Here is a 24,938-nt window from a genome sequence, read left to right on the forward strand (position 1 = left end):
CCTATGCTATCACTCGGTCATTAAAAAACATCTTCAAACAATTGTTGCAAGCTTTCCCATGATTTTTGATCTGCATCGGCATTATAAGCCAAAGGCAATTTAAATTTTTCTCCATTGGTGTCTGCCTCTTTAGAAGTATAGCTATGTGTTACCCCCGGATAAGCGATGTATTCATACTTGGCTCCTATAGAGTCCATAGCTGTTTTAAAAGCAGTAATAGATTCTGCACTTACAAAAGGATCATCTGCACCGTTGCATACCAATACACGAGCTTTTAGATCTTTGTTTGGCATTACGGGCAAAGCTACACCACTATGAAAGGCTGCAACAGCATCTAGGTCAGCACCATTGTTGGCCATAGTCAATGCTACACTTCCTCCAAAACAATATCCAATGGCAGCTAGCTTTTCCTTATCTACGGATTCATGTTGTTGCAATACATTGATCGCTGCATTAAAACGTGCCGTAGCTTCAGGCAAATTGTTCATAACACTCATGGCGAACTTACCTGCATCGTCAGGATGATCAGCTTGTTTCCCGTCACCATACATATCTATAGCAATGGCAGTATAACCAAGTTCTGCGAGCATATCAGCTCGCTCTCTTACATAATCATTATGTCCCCACCATTCGTGTACAATAAGTACCCCCGGACGTTTACCTTTTATATTCTCATCATATGCAATATAGCCTTTTAAGTTCGTAGAGTCCGAGGCATAAGTCACTTCGGTTCCCTTAACTTTTACAACGGGTGCTTCCGATGTAGTATCTGTTTCAGGTTTGGATTCTGCTTTTTGCTTACATGATATGGTAAATACAAGAGTAACTAATAAAAAATAGGTGATAATTTTCATATTGATATATTTTTTGACAACATAAATATAGTGAATATCTACCCTACTTTCCTCTTTTGTTGAAGTATAAAATTGTCCTAGCCAATGCACGTAATTGTTTAAAAAATAAATGCTATGACGAGCATTTATTTTTTAAACAATTTCTAACCGGTACGGTCAAATCCGTATTTAATTTTGACTAATTTGTTATTTGCAAAAGTATTTCTTTGGCAGTTTTACCAATATCACCCCTAGAATCCAAAGAAATAGCCTTTTTGAGTGCTTCTGTTGCTTTATCATTATCTTGCAGCGCAATGTACGCTTCTCCCTGATATTTATAAGCGTTTGCAGAATTTGGGAATAGCTGTAAAATCATAGAAAATACCTGAATGGAAGCCTGAATTTGAGGTGTACGACCACTTTGCAATAAAATATTTCCTACTCTAAGTAAGCCTGTCTCAAAATCACAAAACGCATAAAGTGGGTCTTGAATCATTTTAGGAAGTTCTTCTGCCAGTTTTTGTGTTTGCCCAGATAAATACAAGCTAACGATATAATCCATTGGCTTAGGTTTGAAATCTGGAACATCAAAAGTTAATGCTGCATCAAGTACAGGATCTTGATTACTTGCATATTCATTAAAACTCATGGTAACTGGAATACTAGGAGCGATCCAATCTGCATTTTCCATAGCCGGCTTATCTTGCCACCATAAATATGATAAAGAGATATTAATACCACTGTTGGGGAGTGTTACAGGGCGGTTATCCCCCCAAAAATTAACATTTTCTGCTGTGGGTTCTCCCACAAAAATAACATTGGTATAATTGTCTATTTCATTAACCAAGTTTTGGCAAGCAGAAAAGGTTCGTTTTCCGATAATAACAAATAACTTACCTATTTTATTTATCTTTTCGGCTTTTATAAGACCTTTTATGACATCTTTGTTTAAATAGTTATTTCCACCACCATTTAGACGTAAATCGATAATTAATTTCTCGGTATCGTTAGTTTCTATTTCATTAAAAACACGGGCATAAAAATCTTTAGTACTTTCTTCGGCTTCATCTCTGATTCTGCTATGTCTAACATACATCGCTTTTTCTTTGGCTAAGTATGTTGAGAAGTAAACCTTGTCTAGATGTTGTAAATATAGAGGTGTTGTTGATGAGTCTCTTGCATCTAACCAATTTTCATTTTGATGTACATAACCACGGTGGGTAGGCACATTTTCTCCTTTAGCCAATACAGTAAAGGATTGGGTAAATACTTTATCATTTTTTTCTAAAGTAAGCGTAACTTCATTTTGAAGGGTTTTTGTAATTTTTTGAGCATGTAAGACTGCAGGATATCGTATATTATTAATTCCGTAGGCTTTAAAATATTGCGTGTTCTCTACTTCTACTGTCGGTTCAATTGCTTTTAGAACCTCTGAAATAGGCTTCCCTTCTACTGCTATAACTTTTGCCCCAACTGCTGCTGGGTATTTCTTGTGTGTTCCCTGAATATAAATGCCATCATTAAATTCATATAAGTTGAAAGGAAATTGTGAAAACTCAAAAGGCTTTTGATGAAAACTAACATAGGTATGCCCGTATTTGAATAAAGACACGAGTCTAGAAATTCCAACAATAATTTCATGTTCTTGTAAATTCGGAATGTCATTATATAAAGTTTCCACTTCGGTGTTAAAATGTTCTTTTGTTGTTTTTACAAAAAGAAATGAATAGTCTTCATGTATGGTATTTTGAATAAAACGAAGGTCTTCTTGCCATTGCGCTGAACTTAGAGTTTCTTGCGCAGACAATTGAAAAAACAATAAGATATTTAGTAAAAAAAATATTTTTTTCATGATATAATGGATATTGTTATTAATTATATCACAAATATTGCTTTATCCTATATTCGAAAACAGTTCTTTTTGTTGAAACGTAGTTTTTACTACTTGAAATGTGACAGGATGGTTATTACTCATCCACTCTTTAAAATTACGTGGCTTTTATATACTTACAATAAATTCTTGATCACGAGAATTTGACAGCGATAACTTTATGCGAAATCGATACTATTAACCTTAAAAGTTTGAATAGCATTGAGTAGATTTTGTACTTGACTTGTACAGCAAGTGGTTCATCATCAAGTATTAGTATTTGTATAGTTTTTCTTTTGATCTGATAATTTTAATAAGGGTAAAGAAACAGTAAATTGATCACCATCATTTTTAATAATCGGTAATTTACTTGAAGTTAATGTATATCTTTTTTCAATATTTTTCAATCCAATTTTTGTTGATGGTGTTTGTGTGGATTTTGTTTGAATTTTATTTCTTACAACTAAATAGTTCCCTTTTATTTCTACATATACATTTAAAGGCTTTGCTCTAGAAACAATATTATGTTTTATAGCATTTTCTATCAAAAGCTGTAAACTCATAGGTACTATCATAGCAGCTAATTTAGCTTCTGGAATATTCCAATTTATTTTTAAATTATCTCCAAATCTTTCAGATTGAATATGAATATATGCCTTAACAAATTTTAATTCCTCTTTAAGCGAAATTAAATTTGCATTACCTGACTCTAATATAAAACGATACACATCTGATAAATTGTCTACGAAATCTTTTGCATCTTCTTTAGAATCTTGATCAATAATATCACGTAATGTATTTAAACTATTGAATAAAAAATGAGGTTGCGCTTGATTTCTTAAGGTATCTAATTGTGCCTGAATCATAATTTGTTTTGCCTGTTCTTCTTCCCTAATAGACTTTTTAAGTCTTACATAATAATAAACGGCTTCATATATTGCCATAGTCATAGTAGTGATCAATATAATAGGAATAAGCGTCTTTAATCTTGATGAATGAGAAGAGTTGTATCCCAATAGGTTTAAAGTTGCGGATATTAATTGACCTCCCACAAAATCAACAACAATAATAATACTTACTATAGCAAAAAGAAGAAGTAGAATTCGTTTTATATCATTTCGAAAATCAGGGAATTTTCTACGTAAATAAATTAAAATAGTTCGTAGAATAAGCCAATCACAAATTGTAAAAAATGAGGAAGCCACCCAACCTATAAACTTTAACTCTACTGTTTTTCTTTCTGATTGATTACTAAATAAATAGTCTGTAATAATACTTAAAACAAAAATGCCGATTATTGAAAACCAAATATCATTAAAACCTAAATATTGTATACGTTTCTTTTTATTAAGTAATATCATAAATCATAAACCTATTAATGGGATCTCTCGACTTGCTTTTGATAGAATGTAAATCCAATTCATGAAGCGTATATTAACCCAAAAATAACAGTTACCCTAGTTTGGTTTATAATAGTAGTTTTCGATTTTTGGATAATCATAATGCGAATAACGGAATTATTTGTATGCCATGCAACCCAAAAAAATGCTGTTAGAGTCAGTTTTATGGTTTAGATTTCAGTAGAGGTATTTAAAAATAACTCAGCCACGAACATTAAAATAAAATGTGTTTTTTTCATTGTTTACTTATTTGTATTTACAATTCCAATCCGTCAGCTGGCTCATTCACAAAAAAGGTTTACCAAAACTTTTATATATATTCCGCCTTACTTTGGCCTTAGGTTCTCAATGATCTGGGTACTCACCCAGTAAGGACTCCCTATAACATATCTGCTACCATCTTCTCTAACCTTTACATCTCCCTTCCAAAAAAACAAATATTTTCCATCAGGAGTTACCCTAGCGTGCTGTTCATAGAGAGGTGTATTTATCTTATCTCCCATGTTAATTGCTGCTCCCCATGAGCCATCTTTTTGCCGAAAACTAATATAGATATCAGGAGTATTTTCACCTTCTTTCTCAGCATCCCATATTAAATAGGATTCATCTGGAGCAATGAAAGGGTGAGCAATATATTTTCCTGTATTAATCGCCTTGCTCATTTTTTTTAGGTTTTTCATATTTATCATTTATAAGGCGTGAATAACTCATATGTCCACTGCCATCCTCGAAATCTAAAACATAAAAATAATATGTTCCTTTAGATGAGACCGAGAAACCTACAATGGGGATGTCTTTGAATGGTTCAAGGTTTTTCATTTCTGACACACTGGGATTGAATCGCTCCATATATTTATTGATATCGGTTGATGGAATTGATTTCCTGCTCCATTTATGATTTTTGTATTGCATAACAAACAATGTCGGTTCTTTATATTTCCCACCTGACCTTGTAAAAGAGAGTTCCTTCATATCAGGTAAAAACGTTACAACAGTTTCAAGATATTCTTCTGTCGAAACAATACCGGGAGCAAACGGTTCAGGGATTAATCCTGGTGGTTTTTGATTAAGGTAACGTTCTTCAAATACGGGAAATTAGGTTTTAACAAATGCCGGTACGATGGTTTTTAATACCTGAGTCATTATTGTATCTTTACCATCATGGCCAGAGATTACAATAGTTAAGTCAAGCGCTGCGACCACTATTATATGTTGTCCACCGCCTCCCCAAGCAAATGTGGCATCATAACTTTTACTACCTACAGTTATAGGTGTTTGATACCAAAAATAGCCGTAACGATACGTTTTAGGTATCCAATCTTGAGTAGGTTTCACTATGTCACTGGTGGCTTTCTCAAGATAGTCTGCAGAAATAAGCTGTTCCCCGTTTAATTTACCTTTATTAAGAACCAAATTACCCAATTTGATCATGTCTCGCGACATGATACTTGCGCGCCACCCGGCTTCTGGCAAACCGCTAATATGAGTTGACCATTTATAATTTGTAATACCGAGTTTGTCAAGTAACTCTGTTTTTATAAAGTCCTCTGCCGTTCCTGGGACAACGGCGTCAATAACAGTCATTACTAACATTGGATTGAAATTACCATACAAATATGTCTGAGATGCTGAAGTAATAGGTTCACTATGTTCAAGAAGTGTCTGAATAAAGCCTTGACCTTTTAACCGAGTGGAATCTTTCTCGATTTCTTTCCATTTGTCTCTATCAACATTAAGTCCTCCATGCATAGTCAAAGCCTTATGAAGTGTGATTTTTTCGGCTCCTTTGGTGATTTTTTCAGGATTAATATCCTTTAGAAAATTAATCAATGGTTTGTTTAGATCTTCCATGGATAGGTACCCCATTTGAATAGCTCTTCCCAAAACCAAACTAGTATAAGCTTTTACTGCTGAAGCTTGTCCATGAGGCAAGTTGATACGCCCTTTTTTATAATAGGATTCAAAAACTAATTTGTTTTTGTGCGAAATGAGTAAAGCATCATAGCTTCCATGTTTGCCATCAAAAATCTCTTGAGAAAGGTTAAGGATTGCTTTTCGATCGTTGCTACTCACCGCCAATGTATCAACAGATATCCCATCTTTTCTATCCTCTGGTGTTGTGCTAACAAATGCATTATTGAGGTACGGGATATCCCAGAATGATACCTCATTATCACTTGAAACATGACTCATCAGGGATGACAACCAAGCGACACTTTGTACAGCAATCATTGGGAAAGCGGTTTGATGATCACCTTCAATTACTTTATTTTGAATGGATAAATCTAAATTTTTTCTACTATCCAGTAATTTAATAAATTCGTCTATAGGTTCGTCCTTTTCTTTTTCTAATGTACCATAAGCGATATATACGTTAGCGTGTAATGTATTGTTCTCATTTGACTCGGGAGCTGCTAACTTAGTATTAATCTCAGAGAGGTAAGGGACTAAGCCTTTGTTCAATGGACTACCAAGAATGTAATTATCAAAAGTATCAGGTTGAGTCAATAGTATATAAGCCCCGAATGCACCACTTAGTGAGTAACCAAAATAAGTGCGACTGTCTGGATCCGTACGATAGTTGTCATCTACATATTGAATAACATCATTGCGAATAAATGCCAAGTGATTTTTAGCTTGACCAAATTTCAATTTAGGATGATTAGGGTTGGATTTTTTCCAGAAAGAATAATCAGTAAATCGGCTGGCGTGCGCTCCATATTGTTGCTTTAAATCTTCTGCAACGTCCTTCTGCCAGGAAATTCCAACTAGAATAACGTCTTCTAGCATGAATTCTGTAGATCCGGATAGCATTTCGAGATGCCACATAGCATCGGTATAATAAAGAACAGGATATTTTTTGCTTTCATTCTCTGAATAATCTTCTGGCAACTCTATATACAATTCATAATTTCTTTCATTATTAGAATCTTTTATCGGAATTACCCTAATTTGGGGTGATTCTAAGGCAGATCCATTCTCTATTTGCGAATTTCCGCTTACATTATTTTCTTGAGCAAAGACAGTGTTTAGCGATAAAGCACATGTCAGTATTAATAATTTGATAATTCTCATATTTTCTGTTTTTCCTAGCTAATTGATTTGCGATGAAGTCAATTGGCTATTTCTTTTTTAACTTAATAAATCTACCTAATGGATCTTTAATGAATAAAACCAGGTTTCATTTCTCGAGTCTTTGTAACCACCTTTTAGCAAGTGAAAATTCTGGATCAATTGTCAGTGCTTTTTCGATCATGACCTTAGCACTTTCAAGCTGACCTTGAGCTCTGCGTACAAGTCCCATTCCGAGATAAGATTCCTTCCCTTCAGGATACACTTCTATGGAATATTGAAAGATTTCTTCTGCGGCAATTAAATCCTTACTTAGTATCGTGTGAAAACCAAGGTTAAATATGACGCCTATAGGTGGCTTGATTTCATACCCGTATCGTTTGGATAACCTATCGAAATGTTGTGTCACTTTATCCAATGATTCCAGGTTTTTACCGGGATTGAAGGGATTGAAGTCAGGATATAACGCAAGAAGAAACAGTGTAAAATCCATCGCTGGTACATGACCCTGGTTCACCAATTCATCCACTTTATAGGTAAAACTCTCTGGTTTATGATCCGCTACAACACTAGAGAATTCAGTAACAATATCTGTTAACCCCTCTTCATCGCTATAAATGATGTGTAGAGATCTGTTTTCCGAAAGCGTTTTTAACGGACCAGTTTTTATTTTTTGTTGAAGCACTGCCGGTATGTGCATAATTGATGGGCTGCTTGCGAAGTAGCCATTAAACAGAAGGGGGTTGTTGAGCAGCGTGTAAACAGTAAAAAAACCACTGTTAGAACCGCCATAAAGTACATTGTACGGAGCAGTCCGGTATGTATTATCCACATGCGGCATCAGCTCTTTCTCCAAGAAATTAATATAACTATCCGGAATTGTTGTGTCTTGTTTTTCCCTCGTTGGCAGCAAAATACTATTTCCGTCGGGTAGATCTATTCCAATGAGTATCATCTCAGGAATTTGTCCCTCGCCCATGTAGTCTAGTGTAGAAGCTAACATGGCGAATCGGGCCCGGTAATCTGAACCCAACATATACAACACGGGATAGGTTTTCCTGGAACTATCGTAGTTCGCAGGCAAATGGATTGATAGCGGAATAGTTTTGTTTAACACTTTTGACTGAAGTGAAGATATTTCGCCTAAGGTAACTGCTGGTTCACTGTGTTCTGTTAAACGAGTAAGATCAGGATCGTTTACTTTCTGTTTTTTGGTATTGCACGCATTTAGAAATAAAGTGAATACAAGTATTAAAATTATAAAATTGTAATTTCTCATTGTTTATTTTTTACTTAAATGTTGAATAAATGTATAGTATATTCAATGTCGAAATCCATTAATAGGATAAATGCAACAATTAAATGATGAAACCATTTCGTCATTGATATAACCCTTTTGTAAAGAAATTAAGACGATTTGCATTTATAGATAGTATCTTTATTAGATATTAAAATAGTTTATGATTAAAACCTCTTTACAGCATACAATACTCCTTAATATTGGAGCCTTTTTATTGGTACTTACACTTGAAGTATTAAGTATGTGGGCATTTAAGGATAGATTTGATACAACTTTTTATTTTTACTTACATGGTCTTAATTATACAATGGCAATTATGGGTATCATATGGATAAATCATTTTGTTTTAATTCCATCTTTTTTTGATAAGAGACGCTATTTTTTATATACAATACTTCTTATTGGGAGTTTGTTTTTTGGGGCATATTTGAAAGGATATTGGAAGGATGGCTGGTATGGTGTTTATAAAATGGTTTTCTTTCTTATATATACGACCGGAACTGGAATGGCTGCCTTCTTTTTGAGAAGAAATATAGTGTTCAGAAGAGAAAAAGAAGACAAAGAAAAGTTACAAAAAGAGATGGAACTTAACTATTTAAAAGAGCAAGTGAATCCACATTTTTTTTTCAATTCATTAAATAGTATTTATGCACTTTCTAGACAACAATCACCCGAAACTCCTGATGTTGTTATGCAGCTTTCAGAATTAATGCGGTATCAATTAGAGAGTTCAAAAAAAGAAACGGTTTTATTAAAAGAAGAACTTGAGTTTATAGAAAATTACCTGTTGCTTGAAGAAAAAAGACTCAGTAAACGGTGCACTGTTGAACTTTTAATTGAAGGCGATCTTTCGGGATTAGGAATTGCACCAATGTTGTTAATTCCTTTTGTTGAAAATGCTATTAAACATGGAGCGCAAAGTACTAATGAACAGAGTAAAATTGATATTTCTGCCACTATAAAAAATACTACACTACATTTTGGTGTGGTTAATTCAAAGCCTACCATGATTACAGCATCAAATAGAAACGGACTAGGGCTTGAAAATGTAAAAAGGCGTTTAGGTCTATTATACCCTAATGCTCACACATTAGATATTGCAGATAAAGAAAACGAATATCGTGTAAACTTAACTATTGATTTAGCCGTATAATATGATGAAAATTGGTATTGTCGATGATGAATTATTAGCACGTAAAGTGTTAGAAGAGTATTGTTCTAAAATAGAGAACTTTGATATTGTAATTAGTACTGGGAATCCACTTGAATTTATCAATTTCATTCAACAAAATGACGTTGATCTCATTTTTCTTGATATAAAAATGCCCGAACTTAATGGAATGGAAATTTTGCGTTCTCTATTAAAACCACCTAAAGTGATTTTAACTACGGCCTATTCTGAGTATGCATTAGAAAGTTATAATTATGGTGTTGTAGATTATTTGTTAAAACCGATAAAACTTGAACGCTTTTTAAAAGCCATAAATAAAGTTTCGGTTTCAAAAATAAAAGACCCTAAAAAAAATAGTGTAAGTGAAGAACTTCAAATAAAACATGATGGTATGCCTGTAAATATTTCATTTACATCAATTCTATACATTCAGAGTTTTGGAAATTATTTAAAAATATTTACAGATTCAAGAATGTACCTTATCTCTGAAACGCTTATTAATATTACTACATTATTATCTGAAAATTTCCAACGCACACATAAATCATATATTTCCAATTTGGATAGAGTTACAAAGGCAACCAAAACATATGTGTTAATCGAAAATAATAAAGTCCCTGTGAGCGCTATGTATAAAGTTATTGTTTTTAAAAAATTGGAAGTTTTAGCAAAATTATAACGTAATTACTTTTTATTTCATACACATCATACTTGCCTCCTGTCTTATATCATTGAAATTAATTAAGATACAATTCATTTTTTTATCTAACATACAATTCATCCTTAAAAAAATACAATTCAGTAAGATGATTTCAATAGATAGTAATGCGTTCACGACATTTGAGTAATCAATAAGCGTAACTATCTATGATCCAAGTACAAAATCTTTCCAAATCATTTCAAAACGTACAAGCGGTAAACGATATTAGTTTTACCATTAAAAAAGGAGAAATCTTCGGATTCTTAGGCCCCAATGGTGCTGGAAAATCTACCACGCTCAATATGATGAGTACTATTTTAAAAAGTGATACAGGAACTATTCATATCGATGGTAAAAATAGTATAGAGAATTCTAAAGAATGTAAACATTTGATTGGTGTCGTACCTCAGGAAATATCTTTATACGAAGATCTTTCTGCATATGAAAACTTACTGTTCTGGGGTAATTTGTATGGAATTCCTTCCAAAGTATTAAAAGAAAGAATTCATACAACCCTAGAATTAATCGGATTGTTAGATCGGAAAAAAGATTTGATCAAAACCTATTCAGGGGGAATGAAACGCAGAATAAATATTGCCGCGGCGTTATTACATAATCCTAAAGTATTGTTTATGGACGAGCCGACTGTGGGCATCGATCCCCAAAGTAGAAATCACATTTTTGAGGTCATTGAAACCTTAAACAAGCAGGGAATAACCATTGTCTATACAACACATTATATGGAAGAAGTAGAGCGTTTGTGTGATCGTATTGCCATTATAGATTCTGGAGAAATCATCGCACAAGGAACTCAATCTCAATTGAAAGAATTGGTGCAGACAAAAGAAAACATTCTGTTCGAGTTTGATTTCCTTTCTGAAAGCAATTTAAATCAACTAAGAAAATTACTTTCTTATACCATGACACAAAATAAAAATAAGTTATTAGTAGAAAGTACCGTGAAAGAACTTTCTAATGTGATCACAGCATGTAATGAATTACAATTAAGCATCAAAGACATACAACTAAACAAAGTAAACTTAGAAGCGATCTTTTTAAACCTCACAGGAAAACAATTAAGAGATTAACAAGCATCAATCCATTACAAAACCAACCATCATGATCATTACTATTTTAAAAAAAGACCTTAGACTGTATTTCTCAGATAAAAAGGGAATTCTAATTACCTTTTTATTGCCTATTATTATGATTACGTTATTTGCATTTGCATTTGGCGGTGTTGGAAAAAAGAAAAGCGCTCCAAAACCTTTAGGGGTTTTAGTTGTGGATAAAGATGCCACAACAGCTTCTCAAGAATTGATTGCAAAATTGAATACTATGCAAACCATTCGTTTGATTCCTTCAGAAGAAGAGAAAGCTTTAGATCTTGTCAGGAAAGGAAAAAATGTAGCTGTTTTAATTTTTGAAAAAGGATTTTCTGATGCTGTCGTTGCTGATGTAGCTTTACCCATCGAATTAAAGTATGACGCAGCAAGAGATATACAAATGCGAATTGTGCATACAGTGTTAAAAGAAGGGTTCAGATACCATTTAGGAAAAATAAATGTGATTAACAATGTAAAGTTAAAAACTACTTCGTTAATAAAAGAGAGTTCTACCAAAGCGCATCCTGGTTTAGTACAAGCCGTAGGAGGAACAGCAATTATGATGTTGTTATTTAGTATAGCCGCTATTGGCGGTGGATTGTTAGATGAAAAAGATGCAGGGACTTTAAAACGTTTGTTAATTGCTCCTGTAAAACCATTACATATTTTATTAGCAAAAATGGGAACGGCCATGGTGGTTTCTATTTTACAGTTAACTACCATGTTTGTTTTTTCTTGGCTGGCATTTGGATTACCAATTTTTATGGATACATTCTCATTGATAGTGTTGATTTTATGTATCTCGTTTGCAGTGTCTAGTTTTGGAGTTTTCTTAGTATCTACAGTAAAAACACGTCAACAATTACAAGGAATGAGTACCATTATTATCATTCTGATGTCTGCTATTGGAGGAAGCATGATTCCGATTAGTATGATGCCGGTATTCATGCAAAACATTGCAGTAATTAGCGTAAATTATTGGGGAATTGAAGGTTTCTTTGATATTTTTTGGAGACAATTACCATTGATAGCCATTCTTCCTAAAATGGGAATTCTACTAGCCATTGGTCTTGGAATGACTTTGGTTTCCACAGTATTATTTAAGAAAAATATTATTGCGATAGAATAGCCTGTCCAAAATGCATTGTCAGATACACCTCTATAGTTAGGGTGTTACCCTTCGGGTCGGGCTATCACTTATACTCCTCGCTTCGCTGTGGGGTATCCGTTCTATCCCTAACACGGGCTTCAATCGATGCTTTCTTTTAGAGGATAAGATAAGGTTGCTATAGCACCAATGTTATTATTTAATTTATAAGTAGTTTATCTATTTGCAATTGCTTATTTGATTTTAATGACTGTTCTTGTCCTTGAAGGATCAGTATCAAACTGGCTAGAGAAACTAATCACATTACCCTTTTCATCTCTATTAAAATGAAAATCAAAATACCTTCCTAAAATCGCAAATTCAGTCTCGTTAATCACTTGAATTTTCGCTCCCTGGACATCTCCTGTACGAATTAAGGTCAATTCTCCATCTCTAATGATGATCTCACGAACATAAGCCCCATCTTGATAGGTGCCGCAATATTGTTTTAATACTTTTTCTGGTACTTTAATAGCAGGTCGCTTATAAGCAAACCTCATGCCTTGATTCATAGCCTCTGCTTCTCCTCCCAAATGCCCCATATTTTCAATCATTCGGAAATCTAAAGTTAAATGATTATAGTTATGCCTTTTTATTTGATCAAACATCTTAATCGCCTTTGGCATATCATTATATTCACTGTTTAAAAATATTACGTTGGCGTGTAGACTTTTATTTTTTTGATAAAACGTTTCTTCCAATTGGTATGGATAGTCATCATCCCACCATAAAGTAGGGTTATTAATAATATAATTAATAAATAAGGAAGGTTGTGTAAACAGTGTATAATGAGTAAATAATCCAGCAAATGAAGTTCCTGCCAACGTTCGATTTGTTTTGTCTGATCTATAATTACGATCTATTAGCGGGATAATTTCATCACTCAATACCTTTAAAAATGTTGATGCTCCACCAGAAGTACTTATTCTCTCTATCGCTGTAGGGGTTAAATCTCTTGTTCTATGTAAGGTTGGGCTTGTCTTTGATCCACTATTAGTAATTCCAACGATAATTATTTCGGGGGCGAAACCATCATCCCAAATACCTTTATAAATGTGTGTAGTAATGCCAAATATGCGGTAGCCGTCCAGTGCATAAAATACAGGATATGTTTTTGTTGGATCATTAATATAGTTTTCAGGAAGATTAATATGTAATGTATAATCACTATTGTTAATTTCAGATCGAAAACGAATAGATTCGGTACCAACTATAAACAAATCTTCTGGTTCTTTTGAAATTACTTGAGCATTACTTAATTGAGAAAGCAAGAATACAAAAAGAATGAGTGTATAAATTATATGGACGTGATTTTTGAGAATTTTCATTTTTTAATTTAGAGTATTTATTGCAGGGTTTATCATTGCTTTGGAATATGTATTCGCAAAGGCGTATAAAATGCCTTAGTTTTTATCTTAACTATTTTGTAATGTTAATATTTTAACTTGGTATGTTACTGAGGTCTAAGTGTTTCAATAATTTTAGTATCTACCCAATAGATATCTGCTTTATCACCACCATATGATCGAACAAAGAAAAAGTACTTTCCATCTGGTGTTATAGTGCCATAGGCATCTTCATATTTTGTGTTTATCTGATCTCCTAGATTGATGGCAGTTCCCCAAGAACCATCTTGCTGTCTGAAACTAATATATAAATCGCTATCCCCAAATCCGCCTTCTTTTTTATCATCCCAAATCAAATAGGACTCATCTGGTGCAATAAAAGGATGAGCATTCCAATTTCCCATGTCAATATCTACTACTTTAGGTTTTTGATATATACCATCTATGAGTCGTGAATAACGAATTGGGGCTGTTTCGGTTGCTTCATCAAAGTAAGCAGTTCCTTTATCAGAAGTAGTAAAGCGCATAATAGGGATATCTTGAAAAGGAGCTCCAAGTTTTTTTGTTTCAGACCAACCAGATTTAGTACGTTCTTTATATTTTCTTCCTAGATGCATAATGGTACCATTAGAAGAAATAAATGGTTCACCTCCTCCAGGCTCTACAATAGATTCAGTCCATTCGTTGTTCTTGTATTGAATGACAACTAATGTATTATTTTTATAGACTCCACCTCTTCTACGAAAATAGAATTCCTTTAAATCAGGAGTAAAAGCATAAGCGCCTTCTCTAAACTCAGTTCGGATAATATCAGGTGCAAAAAGTTCGGGTATTATACCTGGTGACTTTTGGCCAAGATAGCGATTTTCTAAGGCTGGAAAATCAGGGTTGCTTACATTATTCTGTTGAGCGCAGACAGGGTTTAGGGATATTGCCCATATTAATACTAATAATTTCGTTATTTTCATCTTTCTTCCTATTATTATATAAGTTGTTATTAAGGCCTGAGTGTATCAATAATTGCTGTGCTCACCCAAAACTTTTTTGATAGACCTGTTGCTTCGTCATATCTACCAAAAATTAAAAACTTGCCATCGGGAGAAACGGTAGGGCCACCTTCGCACAATTCTGTATTTATTTCGGACCCCAGGTTTTGAGCTTCAGTCCAAGTACCATTTTTATTGAAGCTGATGTATAGGTCACAAGCCCCAAAACCAGAGTCACTTTCACTATCATATATAATATAGCTTTCATCCGGTGAAATATATGGGTGAGCGGTCCATTTACCAATACTGTTTATTTCATCACTCAATCTTTCAACATGTACATATTTACCTTCCTGATTGATTGCGACATAAATACCTTCATTCTCAGGCTTATCTATATTCTCCCGGGAAGTGAAATAAAGATTTCCATTATTTGCAGCCGTGCTGCGCATGATAAACCTGCCTTCAAATGGTTCTTTCATTGGGATGGGTTGTCCCCAACCGTCGGCATTTTTTTCTATGTACCATTGACGTAATGTTGGAGATTCTGTAGTTTCGTTAAGTGGTCTTGTGCTTCCAAAATAGAGTCGGTCTCCTTTTGGGTTAATGTGAGGATGGAAATCTAAAATTTCTTCGTTGGTTGAAAAAAATGCTGGTCTGGGTTCTGACCACTTACCATCAACTAATTTTGAAGTATAGATGTTATGACTTCCTTCTTGTTTTCTGCGTGCGAAAAATAATTCTGTCATTTCCTGATTAAAAGTGATTGTGCCTTGAAGAAGGGAGTCAACCGTGATAATACCTTCTCCAAATACCAAAGGGGTATCAGAGGGGATTTGAGGGCTTAGTAAAGCGAGGTTCGACCTTTCATTGTTATTAGGTCTGAGATTCTCAATAATCTGAGCATCTACCCAAAATATATCCCCATCTCTGTCTCCCCTATTAAAGAAAAAATATTTTCTGTCTGGTGTTACATATCCTCCGGATTCCCAGGAATCGGTATTTATTTTATCTCCCATATTAATAGCAGTTCCCCATGAACCGTCTTGCTGTCGAAAACTGATATACAGATCAGAATCACCATATCCATTGTCTTTTTCACTATCCCAGATTAAATAGGACTCATCTGGTGCAATGAAGGGATGAGCGGTCCATTTACCTGTGTTAATCTCCTTACCGAGAAGTTTGGGTTCTTCACGCTTACAGTCCTTGAGCGTTGATATGCGGATTACATCGTTGCTTTTATAATCATCAAAAACATAGGTACCCTTGGTGGATGCCGATAAGCGCATAATACCCCAATCTTCTCTGTCAAACATGGGGCCAAGACTTTTCACCTCTGACCAACCAGTCTCGGTACGTTCCATATATTTGCTACCCAAGTGCATGATCTTACCATTCGGAGCAATGATGGGTCGACCTACTCTGGGGCCTACCACAGATTTTTGCCATTGATTGTCTTCTAATTTATAAACAACTAAGGACCAGTTTTCCGTTTTGACGTCTTTTCTGGTAAAATAAAATTCTTTCATGTCAGGTGTGAAGAAAGCACTTAGGTCGCGATGCTCTGTCGAAACAATTCCAGGAGCGAATACTTCAGGTGTTAAACCAGGTGGTTTTTGCCCAAGATAAGGTCCCTCCAAGAGTGGAAAACTAGGTTCACTTTCCATATTTTCTTGAGCAAAGACAATATGAAGCGATATAGCATATATCAATAGTAGTAATTTCATTGTTTTCATGTTTCCTTCTTTTTATTATGGATCATTCTTTGGGGCTAAGATTCTCAATAACTTCTGTGCTCACCCAATAAATGTTTGCCAGTCCAGGTTCTATATCTCGTTCATCCCTACCAAAAAACAAATACTTACCATCTGGAGTGATTCTTGGCCCTTTTTCATTAAAACTAGTGTTTATGGTATTCCCAAGATTTATGGGTTTTGTCCACGTTCCGTTTTTCTTTTTAAAATAGACATACATATCATTATCCTTTCTTCCTTCTTCATCTTTCTGTGCGGTTACTATCAAGTAATCTTGAGATGGCGAAATGAAAGCATGATGACCAAATTCCAATGCAACTTCATGGATTTCAGGAAACTCACCATTTTTATTAGGTGCATAATATGTTTTGAGTTTTGATAGATTGAAATAATAAAGATCACCGTTTTTAGCCTGATTAGGAAAAAACACCAGATCGTCATTTATAGGAGAATCAAGCAGAATTGCATCACTCCAGAAATCTCCTAAACGGTTTACATACCAAATTTTCTCATCCTTAAAAACAGAGTCTAAAGCTGTGAAATAGATCCTTTTGCCATCAGGACTAACGAATGGATGCATTTCTTCATTTTTTTTCCCTTTAGTAAAATTTGCTCTTTTTATTGGAGCCCAATTTTTGTCTTCGAGTTTTGAGAAATAGATAGATGTTTCGTCGTCGTCATTATCAGCTGCAAAATACATTTCAGTCAACTCCGAAGAAAACGAAACGGTCCCTTCAAACCTTCCATTAATTGAAACAATACCTGGAGCAAAAATTTCTGGAGTTAAACCTGGTGGTTTTTGGCCAAAATAAGGTCCCTCTAAGAGTAGAAAACTAGGATCGTTTTCGATATTTTCTTGAGCAAAGGCAGTATGAAGCGATATAGTTAATATCAATAGTAATAATTTCATTGTTTTCATGTTTTCTTCTTTTTATTATGGATCATTCTTTGGGCCTAAGATTCTCAATAACCTCGCTATCTACCCAATAAAAATTTGATAATCCACCTTCTTCGTTATATCTCCCAAAGAATAAATAGTTACCATCAGGAGTTATACTTGGGCATGTTTCATCGAAATCAGAATTTACGGTATTCCCAAGATTCATTGGTTTTGACCAGGTTCCATCTTTCTTCTTAAAATAGACATAGATTTCACTGTCTTTTCTTTGATCATCTTCTCTGTTTTGCCCATTTACCACTAAATAATCTTGAGATGGGGAAATAAAACCGTGAAAACCAAATTCAATTCCAACTTCGTGTACTTTGGGGAATTTATCATTTATTTTAGGTGCATAATACATTTTTCGTTTTGACAAATTTGTATAAAAAATATCTCCGTTTTTCGCTTCATTCGAATAAAAAACTAAATCATTATTTATAGGGGAGTCAAGTTCTCTGGCATCACTCCAGGAATTCTCGGAACGCTTTACATACCAAGTTTTAACTGAAGATTCATGGTGAGGAGATGTAAATGAATCATGAGCTGCAAAATGAATCATTGTACCATTAGGACTCACAAATGGATGCATTTCACCCACTTTTTTGCCTTTTGTAAAATTTACTTTTTTAGGACTTGTCCATTTTTTGTCTTCGAGTTTTGAGAAATATATACTTGGATCTTGGTCTTCATAATTAGCTCCAAAATATAATTCTTCTAAATCAGGAGAAAACGAAATACCATGTTCATATCTTCCATTAAGTGAAATAATTCCAGGAGCAAAAATTTCTGGAGTTAAACCTGGCGGTTTTTGGCCAAAATAAAGGTTTTGTACAATTGATGAATCATTATCTTCAGAGTCTTGTTTTTTACTATTGCAGGCATTTAAAAATAGTGCCCCTACAAGCAGCAAAATAGAATACGTTTTTCTCATTGTATAAATTTTTAAAATGCTTTGCGGTCTTTCAGATAAAATGTGAATGTTTTCCAACTGCCAGAATGAATGATTTTTAATATTTGATGCATTTTTAATCACTAAACATTTTACCATATATCATTTCAGATTCAATTTTGTTTCATTTACTTTTTTGTAATTCCGTAAGTTTATGTTTAGCACCATTATTTTGGGGGTTTAATTCAAGGGATTTCGTGTAATTTAAAATTGCCAGGTCAATTTTTCCTGCTTTCATACAGGCTTCTGCATAACTATCGTATACTTTATAACTATCAGGATAAAGCATGATATTTACTTTGAAAACATCTTGTGATAATTTCATTCTATCTGCATGGAAAAAATCATAACCTATATCATTTAAATAATCTTCAGTTACAGTAAGATAGGTTGAGTCATGTTCTTTTAAGACCATATATGCATTAAGTGCTTTGTCAAAGTCACCTTCAAGAAGGAATTCTATAGGTTCTTTTTTATCAGTATCCATCTTAACAAAAGTTGAAGCTATTGTTCCATCGTTTCTATTCAGGTAAATTAAATTGAGTGTTTGGTTTTCAGAATCTGGCTTGAATTGGATAAGTCGACTAGAATTTCTTTTAACAAAACTACTATCCGAGACTTTGACTAATTCTTCCGCTTCTAGGTCAAGTATATTTTTATAGAGCAGTTGATTGTCTTTTTGAAAAACTTCAACAATCCTACCATTGGCGTTATATCTACCAGTAATTTCATCGACTAAAGACTGTTCAACTTCTATTTTTTTATGTATTGGAACAAACTTATCCCACTCATAAGCCATAGCAACAGCGCGAATCACTTCAGCATTAAAAGCTGGAAACGTAGAATTGGTCATCACAACCACACCATAACCTTTGTCCCTATGAGCCATAATCTCAGCATAAAAACCTCTATTCCATCCGTGATGCCTTAAGTAGATTTCATCATTTCTATTAAAAAGCTGAAAACCTAAGCCTAGTGTAAATGACCAACCAGGATTATTACCCACTCCATATGGTGTGCCCATTAATGCTGTCAGACCTTTTGATAATCCTTTAGTACGCTTATCGTTTAGGGTTTGCTGTACGTTAGCTATAAATTTTGCATAGTCCTCGGCAGTTGTCCATAATCCATTTGAAGCCATTGAAGGATAGATGTTTCTCCTTCCTTTTACCATAGAACCATTTTTTAAATACCCTGTAGCCGCCTTTGCTAATTGTGCTATTGTTAGCGATTGATTAAACGTACTATTGTTCATTTCTAAAGGTTGTAATACGAGTTTATCCATGATTTCTGGGAATGTTTTCCCCTCCACATCCAGCATCAATTGCTGAATAGGCACATAGCTGGTATACGCAAAACGAACACTTTCTTCAGGTTCTTTATTTGTAGTGACTGGCTCGTTTTTAGCTGGAGAAGTTCCGTTTAAGATCTCTACAAGTGTTGGAATTTTTTCATCAATACTATATCGTCCTGTTCCACGAGGATATATTCCGGCAGAGTGATTCAAAAGATTTTTGATAGTAACTTTCTTGTCTTTGGTAAATTTATTTTCTGGTATTTTCCAGGATTTTAAATAACTGTTAACATCTTCATCTAAGTCTAATTTATTTTCTTCTACAAGACGTAATGCACCATAGGCTGTTACAGGCATACTAGTTGCTGCTGCCTGGAAAAGAGTTTGTTTTGTTACAGGAGTGTTACTTTCTTTATCAGTTACACCATAGCCTTTTGACCAAGCAATTTCACCATTATATATGACTGCAATACTCACACCTGGAATTCCGTAATGTTTCATACGTTCTTCTATAGACCATGTTGAATCGCCTTCTATATGTACCCGAGTTGTAAGACCTGTTTCTACCTTTTTAACTAAATCAATGGTAGTATCAGTATTTGATTCTTTCGTACATGATTGAAAAAGAATAATAATGAAGAGGACTGAGATAATATTTTTCATTGTTTAAGTTTTTTAAAATGTTTGGTAATGATTCAACTAAATCAGTTACCAAAATGAATAATTTTTAATTTTTGCAGGTATGTTTCAAAATGCCCAATTCACATTTTCACTATAATTACTGTTTATTTAGTTATTTTTTACCATGCAGATTATCATCCATAAACCAGTATTAAGTTTGATGGACGTTCATCTTATTGACTTTTTTGTAATTCCTTAAGCGTATGCTCTGTACGGTTATTTTGAGGGTTTAATTCAAGTGATTTCGTATAATTTTTAATTGCCAGATCAATTTCTCCAATTTTCACACAGGCTTCTGCATAACTTTCGTATACTTTGAAACTATCAGGGTAGAGCATCATATTCACTTTGAAAACATCTTGTGATAATTTCATTCTATCCTCACGAAAAAAACGATAACCAAGATCATTTAAGTAATCTTCGGTGACTGTAGGATGAATAGGGTCATGTTCTTTTAAGGCTATATATGCATTAAGTGTTTTGTCAAAGTCACCTTCAAGAAGGAATTCTACAGGTTCTTTTTTATCAACATCCATCTTAACAAAAGTTGAAACTGTTGTTCCATCATTACTATTAACATAAAGTAAATTGAGCGTTTCATTTTCAGAATTTGGTTTGAATTGCATAAGTCGACTAGCATTTCTTCTAACAAAACTACTATCTGAGACTTTGATGAGTTCTTCCGCTTTTAGGTCTAGTATATTTTTATATAACAGTTGATTGTCTTTTTGAAAAACTTCTACAATTCTACCATTGGCCAGATATCTACCAGTAATTTTATCAACTAAAGATTGTTCAATTTCCATTTTTTTATGTACAGGAAAATAATTATCCCATTCATAAGCAAGAGCAACAGAACGAAATACTTCAAAAACAAAAGCTGGAAGAGGAGTATTGGTCAACACAACCACACCATAGCCTTTGTCCCTATGAGCTGTCATTCTACTATAAAATCCTGTACTCCATCCGTGGTGTTCAAAATAGACTTCATCTTTCTTATTATAAATTGAAAAGCCTAGTCCATATTGTCCATAACGATTTTTTGAAGATGGTGTAAGCATTAATTCCGTCATATCTTTTGATAATCCTTTATTATGATTATTATCTTTTAGGATTTGCTGTATGTTGATTACAAATTTTGCAAGATCCTCTGCAGTTGTCCATAATCCGTTTGAAGCCAATTCCGGATAGATATGCCTTTTACCTTTTACCATCGAACCGTCTCGTAAATAACCTGTTGCTGCTACCTTTAATTGCTCTGTGCTAAGAGATTGATTAAACCTACTGTTGTTCATTTCTAAAGGATGAAGCACTAATTCATTCATTAGTTCTGGGAATTTTTTACCTTGAACATCCATCATCATTTGTTGAATAATCGTATAGCCACCAGCTGAAATCCAAAGATTTTCATTAGGTACTTTATCTACGATGATTGGATTTGAATTGGCTGGGTGAGTTCCATTTAATATCTCTATAAGCGTAGGTACAGGTACATCTGTACTATACCCCTGAAAATCGTGCACGTTTACTCCGGCAGAATGACTCAAAAGATTTTTTATGGTGACTTTCTCTTCTTTGGTAAATTCACTATCAGGCAATTTCCAGGATTTTAAATAACTGTTAATGTCTTCACTTAAAGTCACTTTATTTTGGTCTACAAGACGTAATGCACCATATGCGGTTAAAGACATACCAATCGTTGATACTTGGAAAAGTGTTTTATCAGTCACAGGAACTTTACTTTTGGTATCCATTACACCGTATCCTTTTGCCCATGCAATTTTACCATTATTGATGACAGCAATACTAACACCTGGAATTCCATAGTGTTTCATTCGTTCTTCTATAGACCATGTAAAATCGCCTTCTATGTGTACCCGAGTTGTGAGACTGGTTTCTACCTTTTTAATTAAATCAATGGTAGTATCAGTATTTGATTCTTCTGTGCATGAAAAAAGAATTATGATCAAAAACACTGAGGTAATATTTTTCATATTTAGGTTTTTATATTGATTGATGCTCCTCTCACTATTACTTAATAAAAGCAGGTAAAACCCTTGTTGCTGTTACAGATACAGGATCATCAACATTTCTATGGGTAGTGGTCACAACAACAAGATCAAGCTCATCAATGACAATGATAGTTTGCCCGCTACCACCCCTTGCCGCTTTGCTCAAGTAGTTTTTATTTCCTATGAGCATATCGGCTTGCCACCAGAAATAGCCATAAGCCGTACCAGAAACACCACTAGGAATGTCGTCATATTCTTCACTTTGATCGACAATTTTACTAGTAGATCTTGCAATAAAAGCTTCTGGTATCAGTTGTTCGCCATGCCATTTGCCTTTGTTTGCAGTTAATATGCCCCACTTGACCATTTCGCGCGATGTCATGCTAGAGCCACTTCCCGATCTTGGCAGGCCGCTTACATCAGTTAGCCAATGATAATTTGTGATATTCATTTTATTGAGGAGTTCGTTTTTGATAAAATCTTTGGCAGATCCAGGTACAACTGCATCGATGACTTGCATGACTAACCTTGGGTCGTCTTTATATTTAAAAATCTGAGAATCTGAAGTAATAGGTGCAGTGTGTTCAAGAAAAACCTGAACATGTTTCTGGCCTTTTATAAGGTCTGAATTTTCCTCAAGTTCTTTCCTTTTATCTTTATTGATATCGATACCAGATCGCATCGTCAAAGCCTGATGTAGTGTTATCTTCTCTACACCTTTAACAAATTTTGATGAATCTAAGTCTTTGAGAAAGCTTATCAATGGTTTGTCTAAATCGGCCATGGTCAAATACCCCAACTGGATAGCACGACCTAGTGCCAAGCTGGTGTAGGTTTTAGTTGCTGATGCTTGTGGATGTGGTAGATTGATACGTCCACGTAAATAATAGGATTCAAAAATCAGCTTCTTTTTGTGGGCAATAAGAAAACTATCAAAATTGCCATATTTGTTGTCGGCGATCTCCTGTGCTAACTTAAGAATAACTTCTTTATTACCTCCGTTGACACCCAATTTGCCAACGGGGATACCGTCTTTCCTATGGGTTGGTGTGGTTGTGATAAAGGCTTTTTTAAGGTAAGGAATATCTTTGAATGAAAGCTTGGCTTCGGCAACTGTAGCCTCTGGTGGGTTATTATCACTTCGTTGGGAAAAGCTACTATTTGCTAGTATAAGAAAAATTAAAAGTAGTAATCCAGCTTTGTTTATCATGACTTTTATTATTTAATTGTTTTTAACCATGCAGCTTGTGAACCATGGGCTATAATTTTTCTTATAGAAGAACCATCCTTGTTCATGATATAAATAGTTCTATCTTCTCTTCCTTCACCGGTAGCAGTTGAAAAAATTAGTTGAGAACCATCTGGCGACCAGGATGGGTACCAGTCATCAACATCATTATATGTTAATCTTTTTTGATTGGAGCCATCTATGTTCATTACATAAACTTCAAAATTTCCATCTCTATTAGACATAAAGGCAATTTGATCGCCATCAGGAGAAACCTCAGGATGCCATTCTTTAGCATTATTATGTGTCAACTGAATGATGTTTTTTCCATCAATATCAGCTATACTTATTGCACTGCTCTTGTCTTCGAATTCTCGAGAAAAGACAATTCTACCATCTGGAGTAAAATAAGGGTTACTTCCTTTTAGGGACTTTATCTGGGTCTGTTTGCTACCATCTGAATTCATAATCCAAATTTCTGGATGCCAAACTCCTTCAGAATCTTTGTACTCTCTAGCAAAAACAATTTTTTTTCCATCTGGAGACCAATCAGGTGCATTATCCCATTTATTTTTTGCATGTGTCATTCGTTTTCTATTCGTACCATCAATATTCATAGTATGAATAGACCAGGTTTTTTTGTCATCGTATTTACCATAAAATGCAAATTGCTTTCCGTCAGGAGACCAAGCTACATAACCACCGTTCTCATTTGTACTTTTAATAGTTGATTTACCTTTTACGCTACCTGAATAAATTTCTATGTTCCCTGTTTTTACTGAACTATAGGCAATTGTATAGAATGTTAATTTAGATTTGTCACTTTTTTGACATGAAGCAATAAAACCAAGTAATAAGAAGATTATAATGTATAACTCTCTTACTTGTTTCAAATTTGTAACTTTCATATTCTTTTCCTTTATATATTTAAAGTGTTCCTTCTGGTTGTCTCATTTTTTACAAACATGAATACTCAAAGCGATTCGTAATCGGTTATTATACCCTTAATTGTATTTTTTTGATATTTTGTACCTTGCAAAAGATGTTTTTTTCTCTCGAGTATACAATTTAAATTTTACCAACTGCTCTATACCCTAATGAACAACTCTAAAAACAATTACATAATGGTTAGCTTGCATTTGTAAA

20 protein-coding genes are annotated in these 24,938 nt (G+C 34.2%); 4 read left to right on the forward strand and 16 right to left on the reverse strand.

From position 1 onward, the window contains the following. Positions 1-20 precede the first annotated feature (20 nt). From DK442_RS18040 to DK442_RS18065, 7 genes are all read right to left on the reverse strand, one after another. Positions 21-854: a dienelactone hydrolase family protein gene (locus DK442_RS18040; RefSeq protein WP_109437842.1), complete on the reverse strand. Its 834-nt coding sequence runs from the start codon at positions 852-854 to the stop codon at positions 21-23. 178 nt (positions 855-1,032) lie between these two features. Further along, positions 1,033-2,685: a S41 family peptidase gene (locus DK442_RS18045; protein ID WP_235010986.1), complete on the reverse strand. Its 1,653-nt coding sequence runs from the start codon at positions 2,683-2,685 to the stop codon at positions 1,033-1,035. Between the two features lie 284 nt (positions 2,686-2,969). Next, positions 2,970-4,064 (reverse strand): sensor histidine kinase, encoded by a 1,095-nt coding sequence (locus tag DK442_RS18050; RefSeq protein WP_109437300.1) that lies wholly within the window; start codon positions 4,062-4,064, stop codon positions 2,970-2,972. A gap of 365 nt (positions 4,065-4,429) precedes the next feature. Continuing rightward, complete coding sequence (locus DK442_RS28475; protein ID WP_200825131.1) at positions 4,430-4,765, reverse strand: PD40 domain-containing protein; 336 nt, start codon at positions 4,763-4,765, stop codon at positions 4,430-4,432. Further along, positions 4,749-5,075 carry a hypothetical protein gene (locus DK442_RS28480; protein WP_200825132.1) on the reverse strand — a complete coding sequence of 109 codons (327 nt, stop codon included), beginning with the start codon at positions 5,073-5,075 and terminating at the stop codon, positions 4,749-4,751. The genes DK442_RS28475 and DK442_RS28480 overlap by 17 nt, the downstream gene beginning before the upstream one ends. Positions 5,076-5,198: 123 nt before the next feature. Continuing rightward, entirely contained in the window at positions 5,199-7,178 is a 1,980-nt protein-coding gene (locus DK442_RS18060) for a serine hydrolase (protein ID WP_109437301.1), read from the reverse strand. Between the two features lie 106 nt (positions 7,179-7,284). After that, positions 7,285-8,454 (reverse strand): alpha/beta hydrolase-fold protein, encoded by a 1,170-nt coding sequence (locus tag DK442_RS18065; protein WP_109437302.1) that lies wholly within the window; start codon positions 8,452-8,454, stop codon positions 7,285-7,287. Between the two features lie 181 nt (positions 8,455-8,635). On the opposite strand from DK442_RS18065, the gene DK442_RS18070 reads away from it, so the two are divergent. The 4 genes from DK442_RS18070 (at position 8,636) to DK442_RS18085 (ending at position 12,581) form a co-directional block, all read left to right on the forward strand. Then, positions 8,636-9,628, forward strand: coding sequence for a sensor histidine kinase (locus DK442_RS18070; protein ID WP_109437303.1), 993 nt, complete (start codon positions 8,636-8,638; stop codon positions 9,626-9,628). 1 nt (position 9,629) lies between these two features. Further along, the gene (locus DK442_RS18075; protein ID WP_109437304.1) at positions 9,630-10,325 is read left to right on the forward strand and encodes a LytTR family DNA-binding domain-containing protein; all 696 of its coding nucleotides are present in this window, start codon (positions 9,630-9,632) and stop codon (positions 10,323-10,325) included. 188 nt (positions 10,326-10,513) lie between these two features. Further along, positions 10,514-11,434, forward strand: a complete 921-nt coding sequence (locus DK442_RS18080) for an ABC transporter ATP-binding protein (RefSeq protein WP_109437305.1) — start codon at positions 10,514-10,516, stop codon at positions 11,432-11,434. 31 nt (positions 11,435-11,465) lie between these two features. Then, positions 11,466-12,581 (forward strand): ABC transporter permease, encoded by a 1,116-nt coding sequence (locus DK442_RS18085; protein ID WP_109437306.1) that lies wholly within the window; start codon positions 11,466-11,468, stop codon positions 12,579-12,581. A 212-nt stretch (positions 12,582-12,793) separates the two neighbouring features. On the opposite strand, the gene DK442_RS18090 is transcribed toward DK442_RS18085, so the two are convergent. From DK442_RS18090 to DK442_RS18130, 9 genes are all read right to left on the reverse strand, one after another. After that, the gene (locus DK442_RS18090) at positions 12,794-13,927 is read right to left on the reverse strand and encodes an alpha/beta hydrolase-fold protein (RefSeq protein ID WP_109437307.1); all 1,134 of its coding nucleotides are present in this window, start codon (positions 13,925-13,927) and stop codon (positions 12,794-12,796) included. 125 nt (positions 13,928-14,052) lie between these two features. After that, positions 14,053-14,913: a hypothetical protein gene (locus tag DK442_RS18095; RefSeq protein WP_109437308.1), complete on the reverse strand. Its 861-nt coding sequence runs from the start codon at positions 14,911-14,913 to the stop codon at positions 14,053-14,055. Between the two features lie 29 nt (positions 14,914-14,942). Next, positions 14,943-16,661, reverse strand: coding sequence for a PD40 domain-containing protein (locus DK442_RS18100; protein WP_160114251.1), 1,719 nt, complete (start codon positions 16,659-16,661; stop codon positions 14,943-14,945). Between the two features lie 31 nt (positions 16,662-16,692). Continuing rightward, entirely contained in the window at positions 16,693-17,598 is a 906-nt protein-coding gene (locus tag DK442_RS18105) for a PD40 domain-containing protein (RefSeq protein ID WP_109437844.1), read from the reverse strand. A 31-nt stretch (positions 17,599-17,629) separates the two neighbouring features. Next, positions 17,630-18,559: a PD40 domain-containing protein gene (locus tag DK442_RS18110; RefSeq protein WP_109437845.1), complete on the reverse strand. Its 930-nt coding sequence runs from the start codon at positions 18,557-18,559 to the stop codon at positions 17,630-17,632. Between the two features lie 142 nt (positions 18,560-18,701). Beyond that, positions 18,702-20,534, reverse strand: coding sequence for a serine hydrolase (locus DK442_RS18115; protein ID WP_109437310.1), 1,833 nt, complete (start codon positions 20,532-20,534; stop codon positions 18,702-18,704). Between the two features lie 191 nt (positions 20,535-20,725). Then, positions 20,726-22,546, reverse strand: coding sequence for a serine hydrolase (locus tag DK442_RS18120; RefSeq protein ID WP_109437311.1), 1,821 nt, complete (start codon positions 22,544-22,546; stop codon positions 20,726-20,728). A 37-nt stretch (positions 22,547-22,583) separates the two neighbouring features. Further along, positions 22,584-23,774 (reverse strand): serine hydrolase, encoded by a 1,191-nt coding sequence (locus DK442_RS18125; RefSeq protein WP_109437312.1) that lies wholly within the window; start codon positions 23,772-23,774, stop codon positions 22,584-22,586. An 8-nt stretch (positions 23,775-23,782) separates the two neighbouring features. Further along, positions 23,783-24,700, reverse strand: coding sequence for a DUF5050 domain-containing protein (locus tag DK442_RS18130; RefSeq protein WP_109437313.1), 918 nt, complete (start codon positions 24,698-24,700; stop codon positions 23,783-23,785). Between the last annotated feature and the right edge of the window lie 238 nt (positions 24,701-24,938).

Source organism: Aquimarina sp. AU119 (assembly GCF_900312735.1).
Lineage (GTDB): Bacteria > Bacteroidota > Bacteroidia > Flavobacteriales > Flavobacteriaceae > Aquimarina > Aquimarina algiphila.

Coding starts and splice junctions, on each gene's coding strand:
- DK442_RS18040 (WP_109437842.1), bottom strand. CDS start 854: ATGAAAATTATCACCTATTTTTTATTAGTTACTCTTGTATTTACCATA.
- DK442_RS18095 (WP_109437308.1), bottom strand. CDS start 14,913: ATGAAAATAACGAAATTATTAGTATTAATATGGGCAATATCCCTAAAC.
- DK442_RS18060 (WP_109437301.1), bottom strand. CDS start 7,178: ATGAGAATTATCAAATTATTAATACTGACATGTGCTTTATCGCTAAAC.
- DK442_RS18065 (WP_109437302.1), bottom strand. CDS start 8,454: ATGAGAAATTACAATTTTATAATTTTAATACTTGTATTCACTTTATTT.
- DK442_RS18125 (WP_109437312.1), bottom strand. CDS start 23,774: ATGATAAACAAAGCTGGATTACTACTTTTAATTTTTCTTATACTAGCA.
- DK442_RS18045 (WP_235010986.1), bottom strand. CDS start 2,685: ATGAAAAAAATATTTTTTTTACTAAATATCTTATTGTTTTTTCAATTG.
- DK442_RS18080 (WP_109437305.1), top strand. CDS start 10,514: ATGATCCAAGTACAAAATCTTTCCAAATCATTTCAAAACGTACAAGCG.
- DK442_RS18115 (WP_109437310.1), bottom strand. CDS start 20,534: ATGAAAAATATTATCTCAGTCCTCTTCATTATTATTCTTTTTCAATCA.
- DK442_RS28480 (WP_200825132.1), bottom strand. CDS start 5,075: ATGAAGGAACTCTCTTTTACAAGGTCAGGTGGGAAATATAAAGAACCG.
- DK442_RS18100 (WP_160114251.1), bottom strand. CDS start 16,661: ATGAAATTACTACTATTGATATATGCTATATCGCTTCATATTGTCTTT.
- DK442_RS18070 (WP_109437303.1), top strand. CDS start 8,636: ATGATTAAAACCTCTTTACAGCATACAATACTCCTTAATATTGGAGCC.
- DK442_RS18130 (WP_109437313.1), bottom strand. CDS start 24,700: ATGAAAGTTACAAATTTGAAACAAGTAAGAGAGTTATACATTATAATC.
- DK442_RS18050 (WP_109437300.1), bottom strand. CDS start 4,064: ATGATATTACTTAATAAAAAGAAACGTATACAATATTTAGGTTTTAAT.
- DK442_RS28475 (WP_200825131.1), bottom strand. CDS start 4,765: ATGAGCAAGGCGATTAATACAGGAAAATATATTGCTCACCCTTTCATT.
- DK442_RS18085 (WP_109437306.1), top strand. CDS start 11,466: ATGATCATTACTATTTTAAAAAAAGACCTTAGACTGTATTTCTCAGAT.
- DK442_RS18075 (WP_109437304.1), top strand. CDS start 9,630: ATGATGAAAATTGGTATTGTCGATGATGAATTATTAGCACGTAAAGTG.
- DK442_RS18120 (WP_109437311.1), bottom strand. CDS start 22,546: ATGAAAAATATTACCTCAGTGTTTTTGATCATAATTCTTTTTTCATGC.
- DK442_RS18110 (WP_109437845.1), bottom strand. CDS start 18,559: ATGAGAAAAACGTATTCTATTTTGCTGCTTGTAGGGGCACTATTTTTA.
- DK442_RS18090 (WP_109437307.1), bottom strand. CDS start 13,927: ATGAAAATTCTCAAAAATCACGTCCATATAATTTATACACTCATTCTT.
- DK442_RS18105 (WP_109437844.1), bottom strand. CDS start 17,598: ATGAAATTATTACTATTGATATTAACTATATCGCTTCATACTGCCTTT.